Consider the following 6,407-nt stretch of genomic DNA (forward strand, 5'->3'; position numbering starts at 1 on the left):
CGGGGCGTGCGGCGGCGGCGCGCGCGATCAGGCCCGGCAGGAGGTCCTCGGCCAGGGGGAGCGGTCCGGGATAGGGCGCCGACAGGGCCAGGCGGGTCGCCGCCGAGACTAGCGGCAGCCCGTCCACCCGCCGGGACGGCTCCGCCACCGCAGCGGACAGGAGACGCAGGAAGCCGTCGCGCATCCGCTCTACGGTCTCTTGGTGGAACAGGTCGCGGGCATAGCCGAAGGTCCCGCTCAGGGTCCCGTCCGCGGCCTCGACCGTCTCCAGCACCAGGTCGAACTGGATGCTGCCAGTTTCGCGGCCGAACGGCGCCACGGTGAGGTCGCCGACCGTGAACCGGTCCGGGCCGGCGACGCGGTGGTTGTGCATCACCTGGACGAGGGGGGTGTGACTGACGCTGCGCCGGGTCTGCAGGGCATCCACCAGCCGCTCGAAGGGCAGGTCCGCATGTCCCTGCGCCTCCAGCATGGCCTCACGCACCCCCACAACGAAGCGCTCCACGCTTGCGGCCGGGTCGACGTCCAGGCGCAGCGCCAGGGTGTTCACGAACAGGCCGACCACGTGCTCGGTCTCCGGCCGCCCGCGATTGGCGATTGGCACGCCGATGCGCAGGGACGTCTCGCCGGTGATCCGGCGCAGGAGCAGGGCGAAGATCGCGAGGAGCACCATGGCGGGGGTCGCGCCGGCTACCCGCGCGAGCCCGCGCAGCCCCTCCGCGACACCCGCCTCCACCGCGAAGGCGACGGCCGCACCGCGAAAGCTCTGGACCGCGGGCCGGGCCCTGTCGAGGGGCAGCGGCAGCACCGGGTCGCCGGTGCCGAGAAGGTCGCGCCAGCGCCCGAGCTGCCGGTCGAGCTCGCCCGCTTCCAGCCAGTCGCGCTGCCAACGGGCATAATCCGCATAGGCGATGGGCAGGGGCGGCAGGTCGGCCGCGCGCCCGGACGCGTAGAGCCGCATCAACTCGGTCAGGAGGATCTCGACCGAGCGGCCGTCGGCGACGAGGTGGTGCAGGGTCAGGAGCAGGACGTGTCGGTCCGGTCCCCAGCGCACCAGCAGCGTCCGCAGCAGCGGCGGGACGGCGAGGTCGAAGGCCGCCCGCGCCTCGGCCCGCGAGAAGGCATCGAGGCGTTCCCGCTGCGCCGGCGGGGCGAGATCCGAGACATCCGCGTCGCGCAGCAGGGTGTCGCCGACGGCCCCGTGGGTCACCGCCTCGACCCGGTCCTCCGATCCCGGGCGGAAGCCGGTCCGCAGGCTCGGATGCCGCGCCGCGAGGGCCGCGAGCGCAGCTGCAAGGGCCGCCCGGTCCAGGGGACCGTCGAGCCGGAGGCCACCGGCGATGTGCAGGAGGGCCGCGTCGCCGCCCATTCGGCCGATCATCCAGAGGCGCTCCTGCGCATAGGAGAGCCGGGCGCAGGACACGGGGAGATCGGAGGGCTGGCCAACCGCCGGATCCGCCGCTTCGCCCGGCACGATGGGCAGGCGCCCGAAATCGATGCCGCGGGCGGCCAGGGCCTCGAGGAAGAGCCGGCGCTTCTCGGCGGGGAGGCGGCCGAAGCGGCGGCTGAGGTCGGCGGCGTGGGCGTTCACTCAGGCCTCCAGATCGGCGAGGAGATCGTCCATGGCGGAGAGATCGCCGGGGTCGCCCGCCCCGTCGGCGCGCTCCGCCTCCACCGCCCGGGCCAGGCCGCACAGGGTCTGGGCCTCGAATACGGTGCGGATCGGAACCGGGGTACCGAGGCGCTGGCCGATCCGCATCGCCACCTGCGCGGCGCTCAGGGAATGCCCCCCGAGGGCGAAGAAGTTGTCGTCGCGCGTCACCGCGCTGACGTCCAGCACCTCGCACCAGATCGTCGCGATCGCCCGCTCCGTCTCGCCCTCCGGCGGTTCCGAGACCGGATTGGCGCGCGTCGGTTCGGGCAGGGTTCGGGTGTCGAGCTTGCCATTGGGGGTCAGCGGCAGGGCCGCCAGGGCAACGATGACGGCCGGCACCATGTGCTCGGGCAGCCGCCGCAGCAGGCGGGCGCGCAGGCCGGGCTCGTCCAGGTCCCCGGCCGCCGGATCCGCCGGCACCACGTAGGCGAGGAGGCGCGGCCCGCCGGGGCCGTCGCGCAGGATCACGGTCGCATCCGCGACCTCCGGCTCGGCCCGGAGAGCCGCCGCGACCTCGCCGGTCTCGATGCGGTAGCCGCGCAGCTTCACCTGCCCGTCGCACCGGCCGAGATAGGCGAGGCTGCCGTCGGGCCGGCGCAGGGCGCGGTCGCCGCTGCGGTAGAGCCGTGCCCCCGGTGGGCCGTAGGGATCGGGCACGAAGCGCGCGGCGGTGAGGCCGGGCCGGCCGAGGTAACTGCTGGCGAGGCCGGCGCCGCCCACGTGGATCTCCCCCGGCACGCCGTCCGGCACCGGATCCAGGGCGTCGTCGAGGAGGTGGAGAGTCAGGTCCGGCAGGGCCTCGCCGATCGGGCTGTCCGGCGATGCGGCGTCGCCGGCCCGCAACGCCCGCGAGGTGACGTGCACCGTGGTCTCGGTGATGCCGTACATGTTGACGAGCCGGGGGGCCGCGTCGCCAAAGCGCTCGAACCAGGGCGCGAGGCCGGCGACATCCAGGGCCTCGCCGCCGAACACGATCGTGCGCAGGGCGAGAGGCGGGGACGGCGTGCGGGCCAGAACCGCCTGCATCAGCGGCCGGAAGGCGGAGGGGGTCTGGTTCAGGACCGTGACGCCCTCGTGCACGAGGAGATCGAGGAAGGCGTCCGCCGCCCGCGCGACCGAACGGGGCACCACGACGAGGCGCCCGCCATGGCAGAGCGCGCCGAAGATCTCCCAGACCGAGAAGTCGAATCCGTAGGCGTGGAACAGCGTCCATACATCGGCCTCGCCGAAGCCGAACTGGCCCTGCGTGGTCTCCAGGAGCCGGGCGACGTTGGCGTGGGTGATCACGACGCCCTTGGGCTGTCCCGTGGAGCCCGAGGTGTAGATCACGTAGGCCGGCTGGTCGGGATGGGGCGGCCCCGGCAGGGTCACGGCGTCGGTCTCGTCCGGAAGCGGGCCGTCGAGGCGGATCAGGCGGGGCGCCGGCGTGGGCCCCGCGACGTCCGGCCCGAGGGCGTCGCCCTGGACCAGGACATGTGCGGCGCCCGAATCGGCCAGCAGGAAGGCGAGCCGGTCGGCCGGGTAGCCGGGATCGAGGGGCAGGTAACCGGCGCCGCTCTTCAGGATCGCCAGCAGGCCGACCACGAGATCGAGAGAGCGCTCGGCGCAGAGGCCCACCAGGGCGCCCGGTCGGACACCGGCGCGCACGAGGTGACGGGCCAGCCGCGCGGCGCGGGCGTCGAGCGCGCCGTAGCTGAGGTTCGCGTCCGCGCAGGTCACGGCGATCGCCTGGGGGCGCCGCTGCGCCTGCGCGGCGATGCGCCGGTGGATCGCCGGCTCAGCCGGTGCTGGCCCGGCCGGGGCCGGCAGGCGGACGCCGGCCCACCCCGCGCGGCGCTCGCCCTCCGGAACGAGGTCCAGGCTCCCAAGGGGCGCCTGCGCGTTCTCCACCAGGGCCGCGAGGGTGCCCAGCATCTGCGCCGCCAGCCGGTCGATGTCGGCGGTGCCGATCCGGGCGCGGTCGTGGCTCCAGGTCAGGCGCGGCGCCGCATCGAGGAGGACCGAGAGCGTGAGGGGCACGTCCGTCGCCTCCAGGGTCGTCACCGGCCCGAAGCGCAGGCCGCCCGCGTCGCGGTCGCGGACCACGGCATCGATGGGGTAGTTCTCGACCACGAGAAGGCTGTCGAAGAGTGGCCGGCCCGGCGAACCCGCCCAGCCCTGGATCGCCACCAGCGGCGCCAGGGCATGGTCGCGCAGGGTCGCGGCCGCGTCCTGCAACTCCCGCAGCCACGTGCCGACCGGCCTCTCGGCCGGGAGGTGGATGCAGCGCGGCACCGTGTTGATGAACAGGCCGAGCACCGCATGCATCCCGCCGTCATCGGCGGGCCGGCCCGAGACCGTGACGCCGAAGGCCACCCGGGACCGGTTGGTGAAGCGCGCCAGCGTCAGGGCCCAGGCGGCCTCGAACAGAGTTGCGAGGGTGACGCGCTCGGCGCGCGCCACGGCCTTGAGGCGCGCGATCAGCGCCCGATCCAGCGGGGTGTCGACAGTTCCGTGGCCGGTCCACCCCGTCTCGCCCGAGAGGGCGGGCGCGAGGAGGCTCGGTTCGTCGAGGGGCGCCAGGGCGTCCCGCCAATAGGCCGCGTCGCCTTCGGAATCGCCCCGTGCCAGGGCGGCGACGTGCTCCCGGAACAGCCGGTGCGGGGGCGCCACGACCTCGCCCGCATAGATCCGCAGCACCTCGGAGACGAGGCGGGCATTGCTCCAGCCGTCGAGGAGGAGGTGGTGGCAGGTCCAGATCAGGTGGTGGGACCCGTCCGGAAGGGCCGCCAGGAGGAGCCGCATGAGTGGAGGACGCGTGAGGTCGAAGCCCTGCGCCCGCTCGGCTTCCGCCAGGGCGCCGAGATCCGGCGCCGCGTCCGTGCGCAGGTCGCGCCACGCGACGGGAAGCTCCGCCGTCGCGTGGACCGTCTGGAGCGGCGCGCCCATCGCCTCGGTCCAGAGAAAGCCGCTGCGCAGGATCGGGTGCCGGGCGAGCGCCGCCCGCCACGCCGCCACGAAGCGCGGGGCGTCGAGGCCCCCGATGGTGACGGCGAGCTGGTTCACGTAGAGGCCCGTTCCGGGCGCGGCGAGGGCGTGGAACAGGATGCCGGCCTGGGCGGGGGCGAGCGGGTAGAGGTCGCGGACGCTGCGGTCGTCGAGGCCGAGGCGATCGAGCCCGTCCTGGTCGAGGCCCGCTAGGGGCACGTCGGACGGGGTCAGGCCGTGCGCCTCCGGTGCGGATGCTAGCGCCGCGAGTTCGTCCCGGATGCGCTCCGACAGGGTCCCGATGGTGCGCTCCGTGAAGCGCGTCTTCGCATAGGCGAGGCGCAGGGTGAGGCTGCCGCCGCGCATGTAGCTGTCGATGGTGAGCTCGGCGCCGAGCGGTGAATCCGGGTCGGCCGAGAGGCGCATGTCCTCGGCATCCAGGGCGAACAGGCCGCCCGGGGCGAGACCGTCGAGGGTGCCGAGATGGTTGAAGGTCAGGGCCGGGACCGGCAGGGCGGCGAGGCGGTCGCGGATCTCGGTGGGACCCAGCTCGCGCAGGCGGCCGAATTCGTCCGCCGCGCCGGGCAGGCAGCGCAGGGCCTCCTTGACCGTCCGAACGTCGCGATCGCGGTCCCCCGTGAGGGCGAGGCGCACCGGAACCAGCGTGGTGAACCAGCCGACGGTGCGCTCCACCGCCAGGGCCGCATCGCGGCCGTGCCGCTCCACGGTGACGTGCAGGGCATCCCCGCCGGCCCAGGTGGCGACGGCACGGGCGATGCCGGTGAGCACCCGTTCGTACAGGCGCGGGCGCGTCGCCCCCCCTACCCTGTCGAGGCCGGCGGTGGTGCCGGCATCGAAGGCGATCCGGATCTCGCGGGCGTCGCGCTGCCGGCGGGTGCCGTCCGGATGGTCGACCGGCAGGGCACGGGAGGGGGCGCCAAGGGCGGCGATCCAGGGCGCAGGGTCTCGCGGCGGCTGCGTGCCCACATGGTGCGCGACGGCGCGGAACGGGACGGCCGGGGCGGAGAGCGCGGCCTCGTCGCGGTACAGCGCTTCGAGGTCGGTGAGGAGTATGCGCCAGGAGACTGCGTCGACGACGAGGTGGTGGGCGGTCAGCAGGAGGCGGGCCGGGCCGTCGTCGGCCACGGCGAGGATTGCCGCGAAGACCCGGCCGCGCGCGAGGTCGAGGCTCCGCTCGGCGGCGCGGAAGCAGGCTTCCGTCTCGGCCTCGTATGCGACCGCAACCTGGGCGACCGGGTCGGGCAGCTGCTCGGCCGGGACGGGCGCCTGGGTCCAGGCCCCCTCGCGGTCGCGCCGGAAGGCCGTGCGCAGGGCCTCGTGGCGGGCCGGAAGACGGCGCAGCGCGTCGGCGAGGCGGTCGCCGTCGACATCCGCCCCGAGGGTCAGGCGCAGCGACTGGTTCCAGTGGTCCGGGCGTGGCATGTCCTGGCGCAGGAACCACGCCTGGATCGGCGTGAGCGGAGCCGGGCCTTCCGGCAGGGCGGGCGCGGCCGCCTCGGTGCCGCGCGTCCGGAGCACGCGAGCCAGGGCCGCCACGGTCTGATGCGCGAAGATCTGCCGGGGCTGCGCGGCAAAGCCCGCCGCGCGCAGGCGCGCCACGATCTGGAGGCTGAGGATCGAGTCGCCGCCGGCCTCGAAGAAGTTTTGATCGGGGTGGATGGTTGTGAGGCCGAGGGCCTCGGCCCAGATACCGGCCACCACGGCCTCCGTCTCGCTCAAGGGCCGTGCCGGCGCGTCCTCGGGCAGCGGATCGGCCGGGTCCGGC

The 6,407-nt window shown here is 74.8% G+C and carries 2 protein-coding genes; both read right to left on the minus strand.

Annotated features, from left to right (window positions below):
* The coding region (locus ASF58_RS19995) for a condensation domain-containing protein (RefSeq protein WP_244477415.1) at positions 1–1,591 on the minus strand (1,591 nt) is incomplete at its 3' end.
* A complete protein-coding gene (locus ASF58_RS20000) occupies positions 1,592–6,361 on the minus strand; it encodes a non-ribosomal peptide synthetase (RefSeq protein ID WP_055956699.1) in 4,770 nt (1,589 codons plus the stop codon).
* Between the last annotated feature and the right edge of the window lie 46 nt (positions 6,362–6,407).

The sequence above is a fragment of the Methylobacterium sp. Leaf125 genome (assembly GCF_001423085.1).
Taxonomy (GTDB): domain Bacteria; phylum Pseudomonadota; class Alphaproteobacteria; order Rhizobiales; family Beijerinckiaceae; genus Methylobacterium.